20 protein-coding genes are annotated in these 20,892 nt (G+C 71.4%); 8 read left to right on the forward strand and 12 right to left on the reverse strand.

What is annotated here, in order from left to right; translation table 11 throughout:
* Positions 1 to 199 precede the first annotated feature (199 nt).
* Together KG111_RS00700 and KG111_RS00705 are read left to right on the forward strand one after the other, a co-directional pair.
* Entirely contained in the window at positions 200 to 808 is a 609-nt protein-coding gene (locus KG111_RS00700; protein ID WP_213450017.1) for a class I SAM-dependent methyltransferase, read from the forward strand.
* 138 nt (positions 809 to 946) lie between these two features.
* Positions 947 to 1,453, forward strand: a complete 507-nt coding sequence (locus KG111_RS00705; protein ID WP_205293077.1) for a mismatch-specific DNA-glycosylase — start codon at positions 947 to 949, stop codon at positions 1,451 to 1,453.
* Between the two features lie 719 nt (positions 1,454 to 2,172).
* Here the strand turns inward: KG111_RS00705 and KG111_RS00710 are convergent.
* Entirely contained in the window at positions 2,173 to 3,396 is a 1,224-nt protein-coding gene (locus KG111_RS00710; protein ID WP_205293078.1) for an endonuclease, read from the reverse strand.
* Positions 3,397 to 3,608: 212 nt separating this feature from the next.
* Between KG111_RS00710 and KG111_RS00715 the strand changes: the two genes are divergently transcribed.
* Positions 3,609 to 6,326 carry a purple acid phosphatase family protein gene (locus KG111_RS00715; RefSeq protein ID WP_205293079.1) on the forward strand — a complete coding sequence of 906 codons (2,718 nt, stop codon included), beginning with the start codon at positions 3,609 to 3,611 and terminating at the stop codon, positions 6,324 to 6,326.
* 86 nt (positions 6,327 to 6,412) lie between these two features.
* Here the strand turns inward: KG111_RS00715 and KG111_RS00720 are convergent, their stop codons facing one another.
* The gene (locus KG111_RS00720) at positions 6,413 to 7,012 is read right to left on the reverse strand and encodes a hypothetical protein (RefSeq protein WP_205293080.1); all 600 of its coding nucleotides are present in this window, start codon (positions 7,010 to 7,012) and stop codon (positions 6,413 to 6,415) included.
* A gap of 47 nt (positions 7,013 to 7,059) precedes the next feature.
* Positions 7,060 to 7,854, reverse strand: coding sequence for a hypothetical protein (locus KG111_RS00725; protein WP_205293081.1), 795 nt, complete (start codon positions 7,852 to 7,854; stop codon positions 7,060 to 7,062).
* Positions 7,855 to 7,994: 140 nt separating this feature from the next.
* Here KG111_RS00725 and KG111_RS00730 point away from each other — a divergent pair, with 140 nt between their 5' ends.
* From KG111_RS00730 to KG111_RS00740, 3 genes are all read left to right on the forward strand, one after another.
* Positions 7,995 to 8,198, forward strand: a complete 204-nt coding sequence (locus KG111_RS00730; protein ID WP_205293082.1) for a hypothetical protein — start codon at positions 7,995 to 7,997, stop codon at positions 8,196 to 8,198.
* Positions 8,199 to 8,244: 46 nt separating this feature from the next.
* On the forward strand, positions 8,245 to 8,724 hold the full coding sequence (locus tag KG111_RS00735; RefSeq protein WP_205293083.1) for a hypothetical protein: 480 nt from the start codon (positions 8,245 to 8,247) through the stop codon (positions 8,722 to 8,724).
* Between the two features lie 86 nt (positions 8,725 to 8,810).
* Positions 8,811 to 9,260, forward strand: coding sequence for a hypothetical protein (locus KG111_RS00740; RefSeq protein ID WP_205293084.1), 450 nt, complete (start codon positions 8,811 to 8,813; stop codon positions 9,258 to 9,260).
* A gap of 39 nt (positions 9,261 to 9,299) precedes the next feature.
* Here the strand turns inward: KG111_RS00740 and KG111_RS00745 are convergent, their stop codons facing one another.
* The 7 genes from KG111_RS00745 to KG111_RS00775 form a co-directional block, all read right to left on the reverse strand.
* Positions 9,300 to 9,443 carry a hypothetical protein gene (locus KG111_RS00745; RefSeq protein ID WP_205293085.1) on the reverse strand — a complete coding sequence of 48 codons (144 nt, stop codon included), beginning with the start codon at positions 9,441 to 9,443 and terminating at the stop codon, positions 9,300 to 9,302.
* A gap of 73 nt (positions 9,444 to 9,516) precedes the next feature.
* Positions 9,517 to 10,998, reverse strand: a complete 1,482-nt coding sequence (locus KG111_RS00750; protein ID WP_205293086.1) for a protein adenylyltransferase SelO — start codon at positions 10,996 to 10,998, stop codon at positions 9,517 to 9,519.
* 40 nt (positions 10,999 to 11,038) lie between these two features.
* Positions 11,039 to 11,806 (reverse strand): hypothetical protein, encoded by a 768-nt coding sequence (locus KG111_RS00755; protein WP_205293087.1) that lies wholly within the window; start codon positions 11,804 to 11,806, stop codon positions 11,039 to 11,041.
* Positions 11,807 to 11,939: 133 nt separating this feature from the next.
* Positions 11,940 to 13,436, reverse strand: coding sequence for an aldehyde dehydrogenase family protein (locus KG111_RS00760; protein ID WP_205293088.1), 1,497 nt, complete (start codon positions 13,434 to 13,436; stop codon positions 11,940 to 11,942).
* A 156-nt stretch (positions 13,437 to 13,592) separates the two neighbouring features.
* Complete coding sequence (locus KG111_RS00765; protein ID WP_205293089.1) at positions 13,593 to 14,228, reverse strand: helix-turn-helix domain-containing protein; 636 nt, start codon at positions 14,226 to 14,228, stop codon at positions 13,593 to 13,595.
* Between the two features lie 28 nt (positions 14,229 to 14,256).
* Positions 14,257 to 15,471 (reverse strand): alpha/beta hydrolase family protein, encoded by a 1,215-nt coding sequence (locus tag KG111_RS00770; RefSeq protein WP_205293090.1) that lies wholly within the window; start codon positions 15,469 to 15,471, stop codon positions 14,257 to 14,259.
* Positions 15,468 to 16,700 carry a homogentisate 1,2-dioxygenase gene (locus KG111_RS00775; RefSeq protein ID WP_205293091.1) on the reverse strand — a complete coding sequence of 411 codons (1,233 nt, stop codon included), beginning with the start codon at positions 16,698 to 16,700 and terminating at the stop codon, positions 15,468 to 15,470. The genes KG111_RS00770 and KG111_RS00775 overlap by 4 nt, the downstream gene beginning before the upstream one ends.
* Positions 16,701 to 16,842: 142 nt before the next feature.
* Here KG111_RS00775 and KG111_RS00780 point away from each other — a divergent pair, with 142 nt between their 5' ends.
* A complete protein-coding gene (locus tag KG111_RS00780; protein WP_205293092.1) occupies positions 16,843 to 17,673 on the forward strand; it encodes an aldo/keto reductase in 831 nt (276 codons plus the stop codon).
* Between the two features lie 92 nt (positions 17,674 to 17,765).
* Here KG111_RS00780 and KG111_RS00785 read toward each other — a convergent pair whose 3' ends face one another.
* Positions 17,766 to 18,515: a hypothetical protein gene (locus KG111_RS00785; protein ID WP_213450018.1), complete on the reverse strand. Its 750-nt coding sequence runs from the start codon at positions 18,513 to 18,515 to the stop codon at positions 17,766 to 17,768.
* Positions 18,516 to 18,557: 42 nt separating this feature from the next.
* Positions 18,558 to 19,295, reverse strand: a complete 738-nt coding sequence (locus tag KG111_RS00790) for a hypothetical protein (protein ID WP_205292440.1) — start codon at positions 19,293 to 19,295, stop codon at positions 18,558 to 18,560.
* Between the two features lie 323 nt (positions 19,296 to 19,618).
* Between KG111_RS00790 and KG111_RS00795 the strand changes: the two genes are divergently transcribed.
* Entirely contained in the window at positions 19,619 to 20,875 is a 1,257-nt protein-coding gene (locus tag KG111_RS00795) for an HNH endonuclease signature motif containing protein (protein ID WP_205292441.1), read from the forward strand.
* The last annotated feature ends 17 nt before the right edge of the window (positions 20,876 to 20,892 follow it).

Consider the following 20,892-nt stretch of genomic DNA (forward strand, 5'->3'; position numbering starts at 1 on the left):
CGCCCTTTCGATGAGGCGTACCCGATTACGCCACGGTCGTAAGTCGCAAGCGCCCGAATCTAATGGCTTCTGCCGCGCCACTTCGAGACGAGGTGCGTCTTTTCGCCGCCTATCAGCGTGTGCTGGAAGCGCACTCTCATGCCGAGAGTCGGGTAACGGCATGAGGAACTTTTCGGTGGCGGGCCGTTAGCCTGCCGTCGTGGATCTCCGCTCGGTGCGCGACGCCTACTCGTCGAAATCGCAGCAGTACGTCGACCTGTTCGACGGGGACTGGGACGCGGACAAGGCCGACGCGACGTTCATCCGGCGGCACCTCGCCGGTAGCGAAGGCCCCGTGCTCGACCTCGGCTGCGGACCCGGGCACTGGACTGCCGATCTGCACCAGCGCGGCGTCCAAGTCACCGGCATTGACGTGGTGCCGGAGTTCATCAGCCATGCTCGCGCCAACCATCCCGGCCCGGAATTCCGACTGGACTCAATGACCGACCTGAACCTAGCGGCCAACTCCATAGCAGGCATCCTCAGTTGGTACTCAACGATCCACGTTCCCCCGGCAGACCTGGACGGCGTGCTCGCCGAGTTCCGCCGCCTCCTTGCCCCGTCCGGCACGCTGGTCCTCGGGTTCTTTGACAGTGACGACGAGGTCGCCTCGTTCGACCACGCTGTCCACACCGCGTACCGCTGGCCGTGTGACCTGATGGTGCGACGCGTTACCGAGGCTGGATTCGCCGAGGTGGAGCGCCTACAACGGGAGTTCGCAAAGCGCCCGGGTCGGAAGTACGCCGCCGTCGCCGCGCGGGCAGTTTGAAACCGGACGAACGTCGCCGCGAAGTGCTACTTCGCCAACGGAGTGATGCCCATGCCACCCTGCGGGCCCGCCCGCTCATGCCGCGGTGAGTGCGTCTATCCGCCGCGTGAGCACCGGTCCTCGGCAACAATGGGCTGGGTGCTACCTGATCTCCTTCGCCCTGGGCTAAGCGTCGTGTTCTGCGGGACAGCGGTTGCTACGGCTTCCGCGGAGCGCGGTCACTACTACTCGGGTAGAGGCAACAAGTTCTGGCAGCTCCTCCACGAGTCCGGCTTCACTCCCTTCCGCCTCACCCCCGAGGACGACGCCTCACTCCCCTCCTTTGGCGTCGGCATTACCGACCTCGTCAAGACCGTCGCCCAGAGTCACGACCGCGGCCTTGACTTCGGTGGAGCGCCGACGGTGGCCGGCCACATCATCGCGGCTGCACCGCAGTGGGTCGCGTTCAACGGATTGACCGCCGGGCGGGCTGCCTCACGCCAGCTTGGCCTTGGACGCCCAAAGGAGGTCGGTCTCGGCGAGCAGCCGTGGGCGATCGGTCCCAGTCGAGTGTTCGTCGTCCCGAACAGCAGCGGGGCGCATGCGACGATGCCGTTCGCGGACAAACTCCATTGGTGGACGATGTTCCGTCGGTTGGTTCGCTAACCCCGGTCGAAAGGCCGTCGGACCTGTCTTACAAGGCCGAGCACTGCGAACGGTCGTTTCGAGACTCAAGCGCCACGCGGCCGCGTCAGATACTGCGCTACCTGTCATCACTGTCGCCGAGGTCGCCCCGACTGACGCGCCGACGCTTGCCGACCTTCCGAAGAACGGCCCAGGGCTCACGAACAGCGCGGCCAGCGCGCCGGTTCTTGTGAGGCTTACAGAGCGGACAACCCTTGTGCTGCCGATGAGGTGAGTGAGCCATCGTGGCTCCAATCCGTGACCAACCCCCGCCACGGAGGGCGGGGTGGGTCGGACCGTCGCGCTCGCATGCTTCGACCGTAGCCGCCAGAGCCGACAGAGAGCAGCAGTTCGCGCGGCCAGGCATCAGCGTCACTTCGCCGCGATAGAGCCGGGATCGCCGCCAGACTGAAGCAAGCCGAGTTCAAATGATCAGGTCGGGCGAACGAATCCGTCGCGTGGGTGTATGGCGACGCCCGCACTTACCTATTGCGAACCGCCACTTGAGATCAGACCGGCTTCGGCGCCGAGCTCGCCTTGACCATCCCCAGCCGACCGGTGCCGCGCGGGCGCCACCACGAGGGCGTAGGAGCCGGGGTTCGAACAGGGCCGACTGCTCATCGGTCAGGCCGCTGGAACAGCTCAGGCCATGCCAGCCCGGCGAACCGCCGAGAGCACCTGAACGAACAGGACACCCTCAGTCAGGACCCCCAGATCGAGGCGACCCACTCCGGGTGGTCGATGAACGGGTTCCGGTTGCGCTGGTAGGTCGTGTAGATGACCTCGTTGCGCTGCCGCTCGCGCGCGTCCGGCGGGTCGGACTGGTGCCAGGCTTTCAGCACCGAGAGCCGACCGAGGTAGCGCGTGGTGCCGTTGACGGTGTCGTTGACCTCGAGGTCGGCGAAGCCGTCGTCGCCCTCGTAGCGGACCGCCATGTAGAAGACCATCCGCGCGACGTCGCCCTTGACGGCGTCGCGGGGCTCGAAGGAGTCGGAGTCGGTCCAGCAGTCGGGGCAGCCGGAGACCGCGGAGCCGCCGTTGTCGAAGTCCTTGTTGCTGCGGGTGCTGTTCACCGAGACGACCTCGGGGCGCAGGTGGTGCAGGTCGGTGCCCGGGCCGATCGAGGTGCCGAAGTCGCCGTGGCTCTGGGGCCAGACGTGCTCACGGTTCCAGTTCCCGGTGTTGCCGCCGTTGGCCGACTTCGGCATCGAGACGCCGGAGTAGAAGGTGAGCACGTTCGCGGAGTTGGCCGGGTCGGCGTCGGTGACCTTCAGCGCGTCCCAGACGGTGGAGTAGGAGATCTTGGTCTGCTCGTCGATCAGGTCGTGGAGCGCGTCATGCAGGGCGGCGCCGGTCTTGCCGGCAACCGGGGCGTAGTAGCTGCCGGGGTCGGCCGTCGGCGTCGGGCTGGTCGGCGTGGCGGTCGGGGTCGGGGCGGGCGTCGAACCGGAGGCGAGTGCGAACGCCGTGGTGCCGGTCATCCCGGCGTGGGAGAAGTAGGCGCCCAGGCTGCCGGTGACGTCGATCCGCACGCCCTTCAGGTCCGGGTTGCTGCGCAGCCCCCAGGCGGACCGGTGCGCCGAGGGGATCTGGATGTAGAGCATCCGCGAGGTGCTGGTCTCCGTCGCCGAGTCGGCGATCGCGAGTGCGTAGTCGTTGGGGTAGTTGCTGGTGACCACGGTGTTGGTCGCCGTCGGCTGCCCGACGACGTACCCGCGCACGGTCTGGGTGCCGGAGTTGCTGGAGATCGCGCTGGCGACGGTGATCGGCGAGGCCGCGTCGGCCGGGGCGGGCCGCAGCACCACCAGCGCGGCGAGCAGGCTGACGACGACGGCGACGACGGCGACCGAGGTCGCGGCGTACGGCGAGCCGAGCTGCCGGCGTCGTGGGTGGGCAGGATCGAGGGTCCCGAGAGTGGATGCCATGGCCGTCATCCTCGGGCCCGTTCATTGCGGCGGGATAGCCCCCTGGTCACCGGCTGGTCACCACACCCTCCGCCCGAGGGGACCGACGAGTGTTCGCCCAGACGTCACCTCACCGCCGACGTCCCGTGCCCCCTCGACAGCGCCCCGTTCACCCGGCTCCGACTGACTGGTCTCGCCGTGCACGCCGTGTGCATGAATCGAGAGGAATCCAGATGAAGAACACCCTGGGCCGGATGGGTCCTCGGCGCATCTCCCTGGCGTCGATGGCTGTCGCCGTGGCGGCCGTCGGCTGCCTCAACCCGATCACCGCTGGCAGCGTCGCGAACGCCGCGCCCGCCAGCACGCCCGCCGCTGAGCAGGCGGCGGCCGCCGAGCCGACGTACTTCGCTCCGCTCGCCGACTCCGAGACCACGTGGCGCTACCTCGCCACCGGCGTCGACCCGTCCCCGACCGGCGACCCCAACGCCTGGGCGCAGCCCGGGTACGACGACTCCGCCTGGCCGAGCGGCAAGGGCGGCTTCGGTGCGAAGTGGGCCGACGTCGAGACGCCCAACTTCGACAGCGGGATGGTCGCCCGGACGGTGCTACCGATGCGGCCCGGCGGCGGCGACAACATCCCGACGTACTTCTTCCGCGCAGACGTCCAGGTCACCCCCGAGCACCTCGCGACCGGCGAGGACATCCGCTTCGACGGCTACGTCGACGACGGCGCGGTCATCTTCGTCAACGGCGTCGAGGTCCAGCGCCACAACGTCGAGGCGGGCACGCCGAACGTCGCCTACCAGACCGGGTTCGGGGCAGAGCTCGCCTTCACGATCCCCGCCGAGCGGTTCCGCGCCGGTGCCAACACGATCGCCGTACGGCTGCACCAGGACCGGGCGAGCAGCTCCGACATCTGGTTCTCCCTCGACCACCTCGGCGGCGAGCTGCCCCCGCCGCCCGCGGGCCCGGAGGTCGGTGCGCCCAGCCGCGTCATCCTCACCCCCACCGATGCGCCCGAGACCTCGCAGAGCTTCACCTGGCTCGCGGGCGCCCCCGACGTCAGCACCGGCAAGGTGCAGCTGCGTGTCGGCGACGGCGCGGTCCGCACGGTCAACGCGGCCAGCCAGGGCACCGCGGTCAACCAGGCCAACCCGCACTTCTCCGCCACCGTCCGCGGCCTGAAGCCCGGCACCGAATACACCTACCGCGTCGGCAACGCCGACGCATGGAGCGAGTGGAAGAGCTTCACCACCGCCGACCCGGACGTCGACGAGTTCGAGTACGTCTACTACGGCGACGCGCAGATCGGGCTCGACTCCACCTGGCCCTCGGTCGTGGAGCTCGCCCAGGAGAAGGCACCCGACTCCATCGGCTCCGTGCACGCCGGCGACCTGATCGACACCTCCAGCAACGACACCCAGTGGTCCAACTGGTTCAAGGGCATGGAGGAGTCCGCCGCGACGACCAACATCTTCGCCGCGCCCGGCAACCACGAGTACTCCGGCGACCGGCTGCTGCAGTCGTGGAAGGCGCACTTCGAGTACCCCGACAACCAGCCGAACACCGCCACCATCGGCGACCTCGCCCAGCGTGCGGTCGGCGACACCGACGTCGCGCGGCAGTACCAGGCGTACTTCGACCACTGGTCGAACTTCGCCCACGAGACCGTCTACTACAGCGACTACCAGGGCGTCCGGTTCATCACCATCAACGCCACCACCGACTCCACCTTCCTCAAGCCCGACAACCTGCCCGCGTGCAGCGGCGCCGACTGCCCCTCGGCAGGCGTCGCGGCGCTGTGGGTGGAGTACCAGGCCGCCTGGCTCGACCACATCCTCAGCGACTCCCCGTCGAAGTGGAACGTGGTCACCTTCCACCAGCCGGTCTACTCCGCCTCCGCCGGCCGCAACGAGCCCCACCTGCGCAACGCCTGGGTGCCGGTCTTCCAGAAGCACAACATCGACCTGGTGCAGATGGGCCACGACCACGTCTACGCCCGCGGCTACAACAACGACGACCGGACCGGCGTCGACGGCGTGACCGACGGCCCCGTCTACATCGTGCAGAACTCCGGTGCCAAGCACTACAACCTGGAGACCGACGCCAAGAACGTGTGGACCAACAACGGCGCCACCCAGGTCCGCAAGGGCGAGGACTTCTCCAGCTTCGCCGTCGTGAAGGTCACCGACGACCAGCTGCACTACACCTCCTACATCGCCGAGCGCACCGCCTCGGCCACCACCGACGTCCCTGTCGGTGGGGTGTGGGACGAGTTCGTGGTCACCAAGCACGACGACGGCCGCAAGGTCGTCACCGAGGCCGGCGCCCCCATCCCCGAGTTCGAGGACCTCACCCCGGCGCCGGAGATCGTCGAGCAGTCCCCGACCTCGATCGAGGGCCGCGCGGGCGACACCCTGACCCTGTCCGTGACCGCTCGCGGTGAGGGTCCGCTGTCCTACCAGTGGCAGCGCACCCCGGTCGGCAAGGACGCCTGGACCGACATCGTCAACCAGGACAAGTCCACGCTGGTGCTCGAGGACCTGCGGGCCGGCACCGCCCGCTTCGCCTACCGCGTCGCCGTCACCGCCGGCACCCGCACGGTGCACTCCGCGCCCATCTCGGTGCGGGTGACCGGGCTGCCTGCTGCTCCCGATCGCAAGGTCGCGTCCAAGGTGAGCGTGGGCAAGACGGTCGCCCGGGCGAACCGGCGCGCCGCGGTCGTCGTACGGCCCAGCGTGAGCGGGAAGGTGCGGGTGAGCGTGCGCGTCGCCGGCAAGACCCTCACCCGCACGGTCACGGTGCGCCAGGGCCGCAAGGCCACCGTCCGGCTCGGCAAGCTGCCGCGGCGGGCCAACGGGTTGGCGGTCGTCACGGTCCGGCTCACGCCCAAGGACACCCAGCGGTACGTCGCCTCGTCCAAGGTGAAGGTCGTGCGGGTCAAGCGCTGAGCGCCGCCTGCAGCCTTCCTGAGCAGCGGACCCCCGTCACCGGCTGGTGGCGGGGGTCCGTCGTCTGGTCCCGCCGGTGGCCGCGCTCACCACTCGACGGTGGTGACCACCTGGGTGAGAGAGGGCCTGGCGGGGGTGGAGGAGAAGCCGAAGCGCGGCGACGGCAGCACGGGCTCCAGCCCGCCGAGGTCGGTGGCATCGAAGGACCCGGACAGGCCGGTGACGGCGCGGTGGTCGGTGGCGCCGTACCACTCGCGGCGACCCCCGCGCGCGCTGCCGCGGGTGCGCACGCCGCGCAGCACGACGCGCGCCACCGGGTCGGTCAGCGTGCACCACGCCGGGCTCTCCGCGATCCGGGCGGGCACCAGTCGCAGCAGCCGGCCCAGGAGCGTCCGGCTCCCGAACGCGACATCGAGCTGCAGGGACGGCGACCGCACTGACCAGTGTCCGGGCGTGACGTCGACTCGCACGTCCTCCAGACGCACGCTGTCGAAGGAGTACGTCGCCGCCACGAACTCCGCGACCTCGGCGCTCGGCGCCAGCAGCACGCGGTGTCCGTCGGCCGACTCCACCATGACGTCCGCGAAGCTCCCCAGCGGTGACGACGGCCAGCGACCGACGACGATCCGAACGCCGCTGTCGCCGCCGACGCCGACGATCTCGCCACGGAACCGACTGCGGACCATCCCCACCCCTGTGTGAACACCGGCTTGCTCGTTGACGCCGATCCCCTTTAGGGGTTGGCGGTCAGCGCAGCTTGCAGTCGCTTGGTCGCAGTCTCTACGAACTTCACGAAGTCGTCTGTCGTCATTGAGCCGACATCGAACCGCATGCCGCTGACGTTCGTCAGCGCGCGGCCGACTCGAACGAGCGCGAAATCTCCGGTTGCTTCGAGGTTGAACCCCTGAACCTCAATCGGGATGGTGACGCGGAATGCAACTGTCTGGTCGCCGTGGTTTCCCAAAGAGACTTCGTTCAGTGAGAGGTTGCCGACCTTCCCGTCCTTCTGGTCCTTCATGGATTCCTCCACTGCTTCGCCCATGTACTTGCTCACGCATTCGCGATACTTGGGGCTGGCGACAATCCCGAAGTTCTCGATCGTCGTACTCTCGTCGGTGTCGACGACAACGCGGACGGAAACCGTCTCGTCGTCCTCGTTGGTGAAGTCTGGTGACTCGGCTTCGGCGTTGGCATCGGAGTAGAGGGTGTCGTAACTGACTCCGACGCAGTTCGCGATCTTCTCCCTTTCCTTCGTGTCGTCCCCATCCTCTTCTGGCTGAGGGACAGATTCCCAGCCCGCCGGGAAGTCGCTCAGCGTTAACAGCGCCGCTTCGGCAAGCGCAATGTCGGCGGGCGAAGGCGATGCGGGCGCCGTGGGATCAGACGTTTCAGAGGGATTTGGCGAAGACTGCGACTGCGCCCCGTCCCCGTCGGGGCTGGCGGCCTCGTCTGAACCGCTGCACGCCGTAAGCGCGAGAACGGGCAGCAAGAGAAGGCCGAGGAAATTCGGGGCGGGGGAGCCAGTCACACTTGGGACTCTAGGCTGCGGCCGACCTCAGCGTGGCTAATCTGGTGTCGCCGAATGTAAGGCATCCCGACCGAGCTTGTCTGATTCATGCGGGACTCGATGCCGGTATCCGAGGAACGGAGCTCGGGTACTCGCGGGACATGAACGACCTGACCCGCATCCTCGTCAACGCTCTTCGCGCCATCGGGCTGTGCACGATGGTCGGTGTCGTCGGAGGCCTGGTGTTCGGGTTCATGACCGACGACGTGGCGACGTCGCTCGCCTACGGGCTCGGGATCGGCGCGGCAGCGGGAGCGGTCTTCGGGTTCCTCGCTGCGGTGCGTACGCCGACGAGCGGGCCCTGACCCCCAGCGCTTTGTCCCGTCCCCTCCCCGACGACAGGATCTGCACATGGTGGGGAAGAGGGCGGTCCGGTTCGTCGTACCGGAGGTGACGCCTGCGGAGATCGAACGATCGGCGCGGGACCGTCGCCGCGGGCCGGGGAGCGCGCGGCTGCGGGTGAGCGGGGAGCGGATCCGCCTGGAGGTGCCGGCGACGCGGACGCCCACACCGGTGCTGAAGGCGACGCTGACCCCTGCCGACGGCGGCACCCTCGTCGAGGGGCACGTGCACTTCGGCTGGATCAACGTCTTCAACGCGCTGTACGTCGTCGTTGCTGCCCTGCTCACCGGGGTGGCGGGGCTCGTGGCGGCCGAGGGCGGAGGTGCGGTTATCGCGGTCCTCATCGCACTCGTCGGCGTCGGGATCTGGGTGGCGGCGGTGCGGGTCATCATGGCGACGACCCGGACGGTTGACGCCGAGGCCGAGCGGCTGCAGCACCGGCTGCTGGACGAGGTGGGCACGGACCCCTGGAGCAGCTTCCGCCGCTGAGCCCGCCGTCTCAGGGCGTCAGCAGATTTACGGTATTCGGGCGCACGCCGGTGACCGGAGGCCCGACGGTGGCTAGCGTCGTAAGGGTGAGCCAGCAACCGGAGCCGCCGTGGCAACGGCCCGAGGACGCAGGACAGCGCAAGAACGGCTACGACCACGGTGGACCCGGGCCGCGGCCCGACGAGCCGGTGTACATGCCGGCCGTCTACGCCCGCTACTCGCCGCCGGGGCAGCAGCCCTGGCCGGCACAGCAGCCCTGGTCACGCCAGCAGCCGCCGCCGTCCAGCGGCCTCTACGTCGCCGCCGCGATCCTCAACTGGATCACCCTCGCGTCGCTGACCGCCGCCACGTGCGGCTTCGGGATCATCGCGGCGGCCTGGTACGTCCCGATGACCATCTGCATCCACAAGGCGGCCCGCGACCGGCGCAAGCACACCGCCCTCGGCGTGTGCACGCTGGTGTTCTGCAACCTCATCGCCGGCATCCTCATGCTGGTCGAGGACAGCAACCGCGACCAGCGCCTCGAGCTCCGCTGACCCCGGCCACCCGCAGCGGCAGGCAACGCGGCGGGTGGCTCAGCGCTTGGCCCGCTGCCCGCCGCCGCGGTTGCGCAGCTTGCCCACCCCGGCCTTGATCCGGGCCTGGTTCTGCGGCTTGCGGGCCTCGTCGTAGAGCTTCTTGGCGATGCCGATGCTGGCGGCGGTGCGGAGGATCTTCATACCCGGTGCGGTACCCGCTCACCGCTCGCGCAGCCGTCCCACAGCCATCTTGAAAGGCGTGCGGGCCAGCGGCTCAGGTGCCGCAGAAGGTCATGTACTTCCCGAAGTCCTCGGGTGCCGGCTCGGCGTAGCGCTCCAGCCCGGGCCGCTCGACGTAGGGCGACCGGACCGCGTCCAGCAGGCCAAGCAGCGGCACCAGGTCCCCGCCGGTGGCGGCGTCCAGCGCCTCCTCGACGAGGTGGTTGCGCGGGATGTAGAGCGGGTTGACCGCGTCCATCGCGTCCGGGTCCGGGCCCAGCGCCCGCCACCGCTCCAGCCAGGCGTCGATCGCCGGCAGGTCGAGGAACCGGCCGCGCACCGGCTCGGCGTCACCGCGGGCCGCGGTGGCCAGCTCCCGCCAGAACGAGGTGTGCTCGACGTGGCTGGCGCGCAGCAGGCCCAGCAGCTCGCCGGCGAGCTCGTCCACGGCCTCGACCGACGGTCCGTCCGCGGCGTCCCCGACGGTGCCGAGGCCGAGCTTCGCGCGGATCCCCGCGGACCACGCCGCGTTGTAGGCCTCGCCGAACCCGTCCAGCGCCGCGGTGGCCAGCTCCACTGCCTCGTCGGGGGAGTCTGCGAGCAGCGGCAGCAGGGTCTCGCCGAAGCGGGCCAGGTTCCAGGCGCCGATCGGCGGCTGGTTGGCGTAGGCGTAGCGCCCGCCGGTGTCGATCGAGCTGAACACGGTGCCGGGGTCGAACGCCTCCAGGAAGGCGCACGGGCCGTAGTCGATGGTCTCCCCGGAGATCGTCATGTTGTCGGTGTTCATCACCCCGTGCACGAAACCGACCAGCATCCACTGCGCGATCAGCTCCGCCTGCGCCGCGATCACCGCGCGGTAGAGCGCCAGGTAGGGCTGCGGGTCCTTGGCGGCCGCCGGGTGGTGCCGGGCGATCGCGTGGTCGGCCAGCCGCCGCAGCAGCGCGTCGTCGCCGAGCGCCGCGACCAGCTGGAAGGTGCCCACCCGCAGGTGGCTGCTCGCCACCCGCGCCAGCACCGCGCCCGGCAGCACGCTCTCCCGGTACACGTCGCGCCCCGTCGCCACCACCGCCAGCGACCGGGTGGTCGGGATGCCGAGGGCGTGCATCGCCTCGCTGACGATGAACTCCCGCAGCATCGGGCCGACCGCGGCCAGCCCGTCCCCGCCCCGGGCGTACGGCGTGCGTCCCGAGCCCTTCAGGTGCAGGTCGCGCAGGCGCCCGGCGGTGTCGGTCAACTCGCCCAGCAGCAGCGCCCGGCCGTCGCCGAGGCGAGCGAACCCGCCGAACTGGTGGCCGGCGTAGGCCTGCGCCACCGGGTGGGCGCCCTTGGGTGGCAGGGTGCCGGTCAGCAGCCCCAGCCCTTCGGCCCCGCGCAGCTCCTCGGCGTCCAGGCCGAGCTCCGCGGCCAGCGGCTCGTTGAGCACCAGCAGCCGCGGCGCGGGCGCCTCGTCGGCCTGCCAGACGCGCGCCAGCTCGGGCAGCTCGGTGGCGAAACGGGCCTGCAGGGTAGTGAGGGAGGTGGTGGGTGTGGTGCTCACTCTTCGAGCGTACGACGGCCCCGAGGGAGCGCTCCCGGGCTCAGCACCAGTCGGGGAGCTGGACCGTCCGGTCGTCGATCCGCAGGCGTCCGCCGCCCGCGGGCGGCACCGCCAGGCACCCGGGCGGTCCGTGGCCGCGCAGCCGCAGCACCCGACGGGTGCCCGCCTCCACCACCAGGAACGCCGGCTCCCACGTCGTGTCGGCGATGCTGGTGCCGGCGAAGGTGACGATCGCCGCCACCGGGCCGGGGTTCACCACGTCCAGGACGACCGTGTAGTCGCCGTCGCGGGTCACCTCCGACCGGGCGAACCGCACGCTCGCCGGCTGCCGGCACCACCGCTCGAACGCGCTCGTGAGCGCCTCCGTCTCCTCGGCGACGAACCGGTCGGTGCGGCGCGTCCCGCCCTCCGTGGAGTCCACCTCGAACACCACCGGGGTCGGCAGGTCCGGGCACGGCGCGAGCACGGTGCCGGCCAGCAGCATCGGGGTGCCCGCCTGCAGGTCGAGGTCGCCGTCGGCCGGCTCGGCGTCGGGCCCCGGCACACGTCGTACGACGTCGGCGGAGCCGCCGGCCCAGTGCAGCCGGGCGCCGGTGACGACCCGGTCCTCGCCGAAGCGCACCTGCACCTCCAGCCGCACGCCGAACGGCTCCGAGCGCACCGCTGCCGCGATCGGCACCGCGCCCGACAGGACGGGCGCGACCGGCTCCGCCTCCTCGACCACAGCGGTGCACTGGGCGAACGTCAGCAGCAGGAGGGGAAGCAGGAGGACACCGACGGCGGCACGCCGGCGCCGGGTGGGAGCCATGTCAGCATCGTCGTCGGCGTCCCGGCCGTCGGCATCGCCCGAAGCGGGTAGCCGACGGCCGGGACGCCCGACAGCCTCCAGATGTCCCCCGAGATGACCCTCGAGATGTCCGCAGACGCCTGCGCGGCAGGCGTCAGAACATCATCTGGACGGTCTTCTCCTCGGTGTAGCACTCGATGCCGGCCGGGCCGAGCTCGCGCCCGACGCCGCTGCCGGCCCGCCCGCCCCACGGCGTGGTCATGTCCGGGATGCCGAAGGCGTTGATCCACACGTTGCCGACCCGCAGGTCGCGGGCGGCGACCTGGGCGCGGTGCAGGTCCTCGGTGTAGATGATCGCGTTGAGGCCGAAGGTGCTGTCGTTGGCCAGCGCCAGCACGTCGTCGGCGTCGGAGAACGGGATGATCGTGGCGACCGGGCCGAAGATCTCCTCGCGGGCGATCCGCTGGTCCTGGCTGCCGATGAACACCGTGGGCTCGACGTAGTAGCCCGGGCGGTCCACGAGCGAGCCGCCGGTGAGCAGCTCCGCACCCTGCTCGACGCCGAGGCCGAGGTAGCCGCCGATGCGCTGGTGCTGCTTGGCGTTGATCACCGGGCCCATGCCGACGCTCGCGTCGTACGGGTCGCCCAGGGTGATCTGCTTGGCGTGGTCCACCAGGCGGTCGGCGACCTCGTCGACGAGGCGCTCGTGCACGTAGACCCGGGTGCCGGCCGCGCAGACCTGGCCCTGGTGCAGGAAGTTGCCGACCGCGATGAACGGCATCGCGCCGTCGAGGTTGGCGTCGGGGTAGACGATCTGCGGGTTCTTGCCACCCAGCTCGAGGGTGACCTTGCGGAACTGGCCGCCGGCGTGGGTCGGCATCAACGCGCCCACCTCGGGGCTGCCGGTGAAGGTCAGCTTCGCCAGGCCCGGGTGCTGCGCGAGCGCGGCGCCGGCGACCTCGCCGAGGCCGGGCACCACGTTGAACACGCCGTCCGGCACGCCCGCCTCGGCCAGGATCTCCGCTAGGCGCAGGATGGAGAGCGCCGCGTCCTCCGGCGGCTTGATCACCACGGTGTTGCCGGCGGCCAGGGCCGGGGCGATCTTCCAGCCGGCGACCACGATCGGGTTGTTCCACGGCGTGATCGCGCCGATCACGCCCAGCGGCTCGCGCAGCGTGTAGTTCAGCCGGTGCCGGCCCGCGTAGTCGGGCAGCTGGACGGTGGAGCCGTGCAGCTTGTCGGCGAACCCGGCGTAGTACCGGAAGGTGGCGAGCACGGCGGGGATGTCGCCGAAGACGCCGTCCTTGTAGAGCTTGCCGACCTCGAGGGTCTCGACCGCGGAGAGGTACTGCGTCTCCTTCTCGATCAGGTCGGCCGCACGGAACAGGATCCGTCCCCGCTCGGCGCCGCCGAGCTCCTTCCAGCCGCTGTGCTCGAAGGCGTGCTGCGCGGCGCGCACCGCGTCGTCGACGTCGGCGGCGGTGGCCGCGGCGACCTCGCAGATCGCCGAGCCGTCGACCGGGTTCTCCGAGACGTACGTCGCCCCGCCGGCGGCGTCGCGCCACCGGCCTCCGATCCACAGCTGTCGCGGCGGAAGCTGGGTGGGCGCCTGGGCGCCGTCGGCCAGGGCGGTGGAGGTGTAGTCGGACACGAGCAGCTCCTGTGGTCTAGGTCACGTGACCCGCAGCGTAGCGACAAGTTCGCATGTTGGGTACCGCTCGCCGATTATCGGACAACTCGTGACCGATGTCGCCAGGCAGGGCCCCGGGTGCGCCGAGGCGGGTGCCGAGGCGGGTGAGGCGGAGCCTCAGCCCAGCTCGGCGGCCAGCCGCGCGGCGGCCGTGCGCAGCGCCTGGCGCATCGCGGCGCTCTCCTGGCCGGCGAGGGTGACCAGGCCCAGCGCGGCGGGCGGGCCCGGGACCCGGGGCAGCGAGACGACGATGCCGTGCGCACCCGGCACGAGCTGGCCCTCGCTCTCGAACATCCCCTCCTCGCCGCGGGCCGCGGCGGCGATCGCCACCCCCAGTGCGCCCCGGTCGCGCGGGGTGCGCGCCCCGACCCGGTAGGAGACGTGGAAGGTGGTGAAGGGGGGCTCCTCCACCGCCACCGCGAGGATGTCCTCGCCGTCGAGGATCGAGAAGTGCGCGGTGGCGCCGGCCTCGCGGGCCAGGTCGGCCAGCGCGACCCGCGTCGACTCGCGCACCGAACCCAGCACGTGCTGGGTCAGCGCCAGCGCGCCGGCGGCCATGCTGACCGTGCCGTCCGGGGCGCGTCGTACCAGCCGGTGCTCGACCAGGGTCGCCACGAGCCGGTAGATGATCGTCCGGGACAGGCCGAGCTCGGCGGCCAGCTGCGAGGGCGTCCGCCCGTGCGGCGAGCTGGCCAGCAGCTGCAGCACGTCGAGCCCGCGGCTGAACGTCTGGGAGGTCTCTGCCGCGGCCATGTCCGGATCCTAGTGAGGGCGCCGCGCCTCACGGACCGATGAGTCCCCGGGCCTCGGCCCAGTTCTCGATCAGCTCCAGGCATCGCGCCAGGTGCTCGGGCTGGTCGACGTAGTAGTGCGTCGCCCCCGCGATCACCTCGTACGTCGCATCCTCGGTCGCCAGCGCCGCCGCCACGGTCGGGTTGTGCGTGGCCGGTACGGCGTCGTCGGCGGAGTTCTCGATCTGCAGCACCGGGGTGCCGGTGATCCGGGCGGCGTTACGGGCCCCCGAGGCCCGGGACTCCTCCAGGCTCCACTGGCTCAGCCACGAGCGCAGCGTGGTGTAGCGGGCCAGGCCGACCGGGCCGACGTTCGCGGTCCGCGGGTCGCCCAGGTAGCACCAGCCCGGCCGGCGGTCGTTCGGGTCGACCGCCGGGTCCAGCCAGCGCACGTCACACATCGTGCGGTGCACCAGGAACGGGCGCTCCTGCTCCGGGCCCGGGTCGTTGCGCAGCGCGTCCAGCCGCTCCAGCGCCCAGTCGGTGATCCGCCGGTTGCGGGCCCGCTGGGCGGCGCGGAAGGCCGCCACGAAGTCGGGCGAGTACGGCGGGGTGTGCACCGCGTCGTCGGCGTAGATGTCGAGCTCGGGGTCGCGGCGGGAGGGGTCCGCCTCGTCCAGCACCGAGGGGTCCATCCACTCCGTCAGCGTCTCCGCCCGGGACAGGTGCGCGGCGATGAACACGATCGCGTCCGCCGGGACCAGGCCGGCGCCGGCCACGTCGACGGGGTCGCCGGCGGGGGTGTGCGTGATCGTCGGGTCCAGCGCCTCGGCCTGGTAGAGCAACGACAGCGAGCCGCCGCCGGACCAGCCGACCAGCACCACCCGCTCGTAGCCGGCGTCCTGCTTCGCCCAGCGCACCCAGGAGCCCAGGTCGAGCACGACCTTCTCCAGGATCAGCGCGGAGTCGTTCTTGGGATAGCGGCTCGACGCGCACAGCACGTGGTGCCCGCGCGCGGCCAGCGCCGTGGGCATCGGCAGCAGGTTGAGCGTCGAGGTGGGGTGCATGAAGACGAACACCGTCCGCGCACCCGGCGTGCTGGTCGTGCTCGGCGTGCTGCCTGGTGGGCGGAGCAGCTGGCCCTCCAGGACGGTGCCGTGCCCGCCGGTGAAGCCGTAGGTCTCGCGCACGCTCGGCTGGCTCTCGGTGTGCAGCACCACCGGCAGCCGCACGAACGGCTCCTCGCGGACGTACCCGGTGCTCACTGCCGGCCCCCGGCGTGCGGCTTGTCGCTCCAGCTCCACGGGTACGACGGGTCGTCGGTGGCGCGGCCGGCCTCGCCGACCGCCAGCGGGGCGAACGTGTCGACCATGAACGCCATCTCGTTCGGCTCGCTCAGGCCGGGGGAGTCCAGGTAGGCCTGGCGGCGCGGGCCGTGCGTGTAGGCCGCGGGGTGCAGGCTGATCGACCCGGTGCGGATGCCGGAGCCCTTGCGGGCCGCGGTCTCCCCGGCGAAGTAGAACATCACCTCGTCGGAGTCCACGTTGGAGTGGTAGTACGGCACCTTGATCGCATCCGGGCCGAACTCCAGCGGGCGCGGCACGAAGTTGCACACCACGAACCCGCTGCCGGAGAACACCTGGTAGGTCGGCGGCGGCTGCAGGTAGGCGCCCACGACCGGCGCGAAGTCGCGGTAGTTGAACGCGTACGGGTAGAGCTGGCCGTCCCAGCCGACCACGTCGAACGGGTGGTGGTCGTAGGTGACCACCGAGCCGTGCAGGCCGCTCGGGGTGCCGGGCGCGCGGTGCTTGACGTAGACGTCGGTGTCCTCGCCGGCGATCGCCTCGTCGGCCAGCAGCGGCCCCTGGGGCACCCGGAAGTCCCGCTCGGTCATCGGCGAGCCCTCGAGGAACTGGCCGTAGCGCGAGCGGTGCTTGTCCGGCGGTGTGACGTGGCCGCTGGCCTCCACGCACAGCAGCCGCAGCGGGCCGAGCGTGTCGACGTCGACGGGCAGCCAGCGGTGGATGGTGACGCGCGGGATCACCACGTTGTCGCCCTGGCGGACCTCGATCCGGCCGAAGATGCTCTCCAGCACCGCCGCGCCGGACTCCACGAAGACGATCTCGTCGCCGACCCCGTTGGAGTAGAGCGGGGAGTCGACCTCGGCCGCGACGTAGGAGATCCGCACGTCGGCGTTGCCGAGCACGAGCCGGCGTCCGCGCACGGCGTCGGCACGTCGTACGTCGTCGAAGGCGTCGGGCACCCGGAAGTGCCGGGGCAGCAGCGGGGTGTTGGGCACCAGCGTCTGGTCGCCGAGGTCCCAGTCGCGGGAGCCGACGAGCGCGGAGGGCACGTGCCGGTGGTAGAGCAGCGAGCCGGTGCTGGAGAAGCCCTCCTCGCCGATGAACTCCTCGAAGCACGGGGTGCCGTCGTCCAACGAGAACGCGACGTGCCGCTTGGCGGGGTACTGCCCGACGGCCCGGTAGTACGGCATGCACAGCTCCTGGGTGTTCGGTGTTCGACATTCGTTACGCAGAGTCCGGTATGCGAACGCTAGTCACCGCGTCGAGGCGTGTCCAGGGGTCCCGTGTCCCGCGGGCCCGGGGGCTTACCGCCTCGGGTGGAGGATCGGGGGCATGACGAACCCGACGATCCCGACCGTGACCCTCAACAACGGCGTGACCATGCCCCAGCTCGGTTTCGGCGTCTTCCAGGTGCCCGACGAGGAGACCGAGGCCGCCGTCAGCGCCGCGCTCGAGGCCGGCTACCGCAGCATCGACACCGCCACCATCTACGGCAACGAGCGCAGCGTCGGCCGCGCGATCGCGGCCTCCGGGGTGCCGCGCGAGGAGCTCTTCCTCACCACCAAGCTGTGGAACTCCGACCACGAGCGCGCCGTGGAGGCCTACGACGCCAGCGTCGAGCGGCTCGGCATGGAGGCCGACCTCTACCTGATCCACTGGCCCACCCCGGGCCGCGACCTGTACCTGCGGGCGTGGGAGGGCCTCGAGCGGCTGTACGCCGACAAGCGGGTGCGCGCCATCGGCGTGTCCAACTTCCTGCCCGAGCACCTCGACCGCGTGGTCAGCCAGCGCGGCATCGTGCCCGCGGTCAACCAGATCGAGGTGCACCCGCTGCTGCAGCAGCGCGACATCCAAGCCGCCGACACCCGCCTCGGCGTGGCCACCGAGGCCTGGAGCCCGCTGGCCAAGGGCGGCGCGCTGCTCGCCGAGGAGGCCGTCACCGCGATCGCCGAGCGGCTCGGCCGCACCCCGGCGCAGGTTGTCATCCGCTGGCACCTGCAGCAGGACCGGATCGTGATCCCGAAGACCGTCACGCCCGCCCGGATGGCCGAGAACCTCGACGTCTTCGACTTCGACCTCACCGCCGACGACCTCGCCGCCCTCGACGCGCTCGAGGACGGCACCCGGACCGGGCCGGACCCGGCCACCTTCAACGGCGCCTGAGGCGCCGGCACGCCGGCCGGTCGGGCTTCTGTTCGGCCGGCCGGCCGGCGTCGGGTGACCGCACCCGCGCCGGTGTGGCGGGTGCGGTGGTGTCAGGGGCGGTGCTCGCCCGGCGGGTAGTCGTCGAACGCCCGCTCCTCGTCCGTGCGCGGGTCCGCGCGGTGCGCGCCGGCGCCGGGCGGGGGCGGCGGGGGCGGCGGCGGGGTGCTCGCGTGGGCGCCGCCCCGGTGGGTGGGCCGACGGCCGGCGTCGGAACCCTCGGCGTGCTGGGCGTCGGCATGGTGGGCCCTGCCGCGCTCGATGTCGGCCTGGGGGGTCTCGCTCTGGTGGGGCTCGGCCTGGTGGGTCTCGGCCTGGTGGGTCTCGGCCTGGTGGGTCTCGGCCTGGTGGGTCTCGGCCTGGTGGGTCTCGGCCTGGGAGGGTTCGGATCGGGGCGCCTCAGTCGGCGGCGCCTCGGGCCGGCGCTCGGGTCGGCGGCCGGTGCCGGCCGTGGAGTCGGTCGTGGGGTCGAGCCGGTCCGCCTCGCGCAGCTTGTCCTCGTGCTTGGCGGCCTGCTGGAGGTAGTCGGTCTCCGCGACCTGCGCCCGGTCCTGGGCCCGATCGGCCTCGCGCTGCAGCTTCTCGGCCTTCACTCGCTCCTCCTCGGCGCGCAGGTGGGCGTCGGGAAGGACCCGGGCCTGGCGGTCGGCGTCCTGCCGCAGCTCGGCGGCGCGGGCGGCCCGCTCCCGTCGTACCTCGGCCTGCTTGCGCTTGCGGTTCCGCAACAGCACGAGCGCCGCGGCGATGATCGCCAGCACGACGACGATCGCCACGACGAGCCAGATGATCTCTTCTTTGGACATGATCGAGCGGTACCCCGGCCTCGCCCGATCATGTGGTCCGGGTCACCGCAGCGGAGCCGCCTGTGCCAATGCCTTCCGGGCGAGCCGGACGACCTCGCGCTCGTCGATCAGCTTCGGGTACGTCCAACCGGTCTTCGCGGCGAAGGGGTCGCGGATCCGGGAGACCGTGACGCGCACCAGCGTCGTGCCGCGGCGCGCCACGACGGCGTAGCCCTTGGACTTGAAGTTGCCGACCTCGCGGAACCGCCATGCGGTGCTCTCGGTGCCGACCCGGCGGGTCCGCACGCTCGTGCGCACCGTCGTCGCGACGCCGTCGCAGTCCTCGCAGGTCCACTCGCGCACCCGCGGGCAGCGCTCTGCGTAGGTGCGCAGACGGGCGACGGCGGCCCTCGCCTTCGCGCGCGAGGCGTAGCCGACGACCGCGATCTCCGCGCGGGTGCTGACCGAGTGCGGCATGCCCTTCTCGTGGCCGTAGTAGTTGCGGACCTTGGCGAACCGGAAGTCCAGCAGCTGGAGGTCGGAGCGGCAGGCGGCGGGCGTCGCGCCGAGGGCCCGGACGTCACCGGCGCGGTAGGGGACCCACCGGCCCGTGCCGCCGAGCGCCGACTTCACGACCGCACGGCTCGGGAAGATCTTCACGTACGAGTCCGCCCCCGCCGGGGTGGTGAGGGCCGGCGCGGTGAGGACCGGGACGGTGAGGAGCACGGCGGCGAGGGCCAGCAGCACAGCCCGGACGGGCGTGGTGCGGACGACTCCGCGGGCGGACCGGTGAGCGCGCATGCTGACCTCCTCGTCGACGTGGGTCCGCTCAGGATCGCACCGGCGCGCCGCGGTCGGAGGCGTTTCTGGACGTCTGAGGCACAGCTAGGTTGACCCGGTGACCGCGACCCTGCCCGCCACCGACCGCGGCTCGAGGCAGCGGATCGGGCCGATCGTCGGGCGCTCGCACCTCAACCTCCGTGCCGACCCGGTGGTTGAGGGGTGAGGAGCGCTAGCGACGAGCCTCGAAACCACCACCCTCGACCACCACCCTCGACCCCGAGTTCCGTCGGACCCCTTCGCGAGGATGGGCGTACGTCGCAAGCCACTCGGGAGGCCTGGCCATGACGCTGACGCAGACCCCACCGCAGCCGCTCACGGCTGCCGTCGGGACTGCGCGGCACGCGCTGGCCGAGGTCCGCGACATGCAGCCGCTCTACCTGGACCGGGACGAGAAGGAAGTGCTGCTCGTCCAGCTCGCCGGGCTGCAGGCGCAGGTCGACGAGCTCCGGCTGCGCACCCTGGCGGTCTCTTCTGATGTGGCGGAGGAGCACGGCACGCGCGACGTGACGCAGTGGCTCGCCGCGACCGTGCACGCGGACCCGGTGCGGATGCGTGGGGACGAGAAGCTCGCGCACGCGCTCGACGGGCGGTTCCCCGCGACGGCGGCGGTGATGGCGTCGGGTGGTGTGAACCTCGACCAGGCGCGGGTCATCGCCGAGTGTCTGGACGACCTGCCCGACCGGATCGGGGTCGAGGCGAAGGCGCAGGCCGAGACCGACCTGCTGGGGTTCGCCCGCGAGTTCGGGCCCGCGGACCTGCGGCGGCTCGGACGCGCGATCCTGCACGTCTGTGCACCGGAGATCGCGGACGCTGAGGACGCGCGGCGGTTGCAGGAGCAGGAGAAGCACGCCGCGGAGAAGTCGTCGGTGCGGTTCCGGCCGCTGGGGGACGGCACGACCCGGGTCTCGATGCGGCTGGCCGATGCGATGGCGGGGCGGTTGGGGACCTACCTGGACTCGTTCACCAGCCCGCGAGGCCTCGAGGGGACGTGTCCGGAGGCGGAGCGGTTGCCGCGGCACCGGCGCCTGGCGCTGGCGTTCGGCACGGTGCTGGAGCACCTCGACCCGCGCAGGCTGCCCGAGCACGGCGGGGATGCGACCACGGTCATCGTGACGGTCGGGTTGGAGCAGCTGCGCTCCGGTCTCGGTGCCGCGACCCTGACCACCCCGCTGACGGCGGACGGTGCAGGGGAGGTCTCCGCGACCGAGGCCCGTCGCCTGGCGTGCACGGCCGGCATCATCCCCGCGGTGCTGGGCGGCCAGGGTGAGGTGCTCGACCTGGGACGCAAGCAGCGGTTGTTCAGCCCCGCGATCCGCCGAGCGCTCGGATTGAAGCAGAAGACCTGTGCCGCCGAGGGCTGCACGGTGCCCGCGCGGTGGTGCGAAGCGCACCACCTCGTCCCGTGGAGCCAGGGCGGCCACACCAGGTTGAAGGACGCGAAGCTGTTCTGCGGCTTCGACCACCACCGGATGCATGACCCGGCCTACGACCGCGAGCTGTTGCCCGACGGGCAGGTCCGATTCCACCGGAAGACGTAGGCCGGCTCGTTCGCGCA

The sequence above is a fragment of the Nocardioides faecalis genome, assembly GCF_018388425.1.
Lineage (GTDB): Bacteria > Actinomycetota > Actinomycetes > Propionibacteriales > Nocardioidaceae > Nocardioides > Nocardioides faecalis.

Bases quoted from the DNA above. Each gene is read 5' to 3' on its own strand.
- KG111_RS00745 (WP_205293085.1), bottom strand. From the start codon at position 9,443: ATGAAGATCCTCCGCACCGCCGCCAGCATCGGCATCGCCAAGAAGCTC.
- KG111_RS00720 (WP_205293080.1), bottom strand. From the start codon at position 7,012: ATGGTCCGCAGTCGGTTCCGTGGCGAGATCGTCGGCGTCGGCGGCGAC.
- KG111_RS00795 (WP_205292441.1), top strand. From the start codon at position 19,619: ATGACGCTGACGCAGACCCCACCGCAGCCGCTCACGGCTGCCGTCGGG.
- KG111_RS00710 (WP_205293078.1), bottom strand. From the start codon at position 3,396: ATGGCATCCACTCTCGGGACCCTCGATCCTGCCCACCCACGACGCCGG.
- KG111_RS00765 (WP_205293089.1), bottom strand. From the start codon at position 14,228: ATGGCCGCGGCAGAGACCTCCCAGACGTTCAGCCGCGGGCTCGACGTG.
- KG111_RS00780 (WP_205293092.1), top strand. From the start codon at position 16,843: ATGACGAACCCGACGATCCCGACCGTGACCCTCAACAACGGCGTGACC.
- KG111_RS00775 (WP_205293091.1), bottom strand. From the start codon at position 16,700: ATGCCGTACTACCGGGCCGTCGGGCAGTACCCCGCCAAGCGGCACGTC.
- KG111_RS00735 (WP_205293083.1), top strand. From the start codon at position 8,245: ATGGTGGGGAAGAGGGCGGTCCGGTTCGTCGTACCGGAGGTGACGCCT.
- KG111_RS00755 (WP_205293087.1), bottom strand. From the start codon at position 11,806: ATGGCTCCCACCCGGCGCCGGCGTGCCGCCGTCGGTGTCCTCCTGCTT.
- KG111_RS00790 (WP_205292440.1), bottom strand. From the start codon at position 19,295: ATGCGCGCTCACCGGTCCGCCCGCGGAGTCGTCCGCACCACGCCCGTC.
- KG111_RS00785 (WP_213450018.1), bottom strand. From the start codon at position 18,515: ATGTCCAAAGAAGAGATCATCTGGCTCGTCGTGGCGATCGTCGTCGTG.
- KG111_RS00715 (WP_205293079.1), top strand. From the start codon at position 3,609: ATGAAGAACACCCTGGGCCGGATGGGTCCTCGGCGCATCTCCCTGGCG.
- KG111_RS00730 (WP_205293082.1), top strand. From the start codon at position 7,995: ATGAACGACCTGACCCGCATCCTCGTCAACGCTCTTCGCGCCATCGGG.